Origin of the sequence: Segeticoccus rhizosphaerae (assembly GCF_009192725.1) — a bacterium.
GTDB lineage: Bacteria > Actinomycetota > Actinomycetes > Actinomycetales > Dermatophilaceae > Segeticoccus > Segeticoccus rhizosphaerae.
This window is the reverse complement of the sequence record NZ_VOHR01000693.1, coordinates 1-636: the sequence shown is the minus strand read 5'-3', so window position 1 is coordinate 636 and position 636 is coordinate 1. Positions and strand designations below refer to the sequence as shown.

Here is a 636-nt window from a genome sequence, read left to right as displayed (position 1 = left end):
ATGGCGACATCCACGACTTGCCGGTGATCGACGGGCTCTTGGTGGACTGGCGAGGCGATGAGTCCACTGCTGTGGAGCAGGGCGGGGAACGGGCCCATATCCTTGCGTTGCTTTTCGAGAGCAGCGAGCGGTGCCAGGGATTCAGGCGCCTTCACGAAGCAATCGAGGGCCTCGCCCACGACGCGCATCCCTCGCCCCGCATGTTCAAATTTGCAGGACCAGCTGCGCTCGACGCTCAACACTGCGCCGTCCACCAGCTCACGTTCCAACAGCCGCGTCAGGCGGAACAGTCCTTGAGGCAGCGCCCTGGCCGTCCCTGTGGTCTGCGCATTCAGGGGCATCGAGAACCCGGCTGTCGTCAACAATGCGCCTGCCCCGAGAAAGCGCAGGGCACCCCTGCGACCGCTATCTCTCATGTCCCACGAACCCCTGTTATGCCGGGCCTAGATTGCCCAACCAAGCCTTGGTCGCATTCCCGGCTGCGTCGCAATGCCACCCCAATATTGCTGGCGCATCATAGGGATGCAAGTCCTCCAGGCGGGCGATCGCTTGTTTCAACAACGCACCGCCGGTCTTTAGCAGCGCGGCCACTTCGATGCCTTCACCGACCTCGCCCTGCCAAGCGAAGACCGAGCG

Annotated in this window: 2 protein-coding genes; both read right to left on the bottom strand. The window is 63.4% G+C overall.

Features of this window, described 5'->3' with window-relative positions:
• On the bottom strand, positions 1-365 hold a 365-nt coding region (locus FRW57_RS24245), incomplete at its 3' end, for a hypothetical protein (RefSeq protein WP_203230522.1).
• 67 nt (positions 366-432) lie between these two features.
• Positions 433-636 (bottom strand): divalent cation tolerance protein CutA (gene cutA / locus FRW57_RS22530; RefSeq protein ID WP_152187130.1); only part of this gene is annotated, 204 nt, incomplete at its 5' end.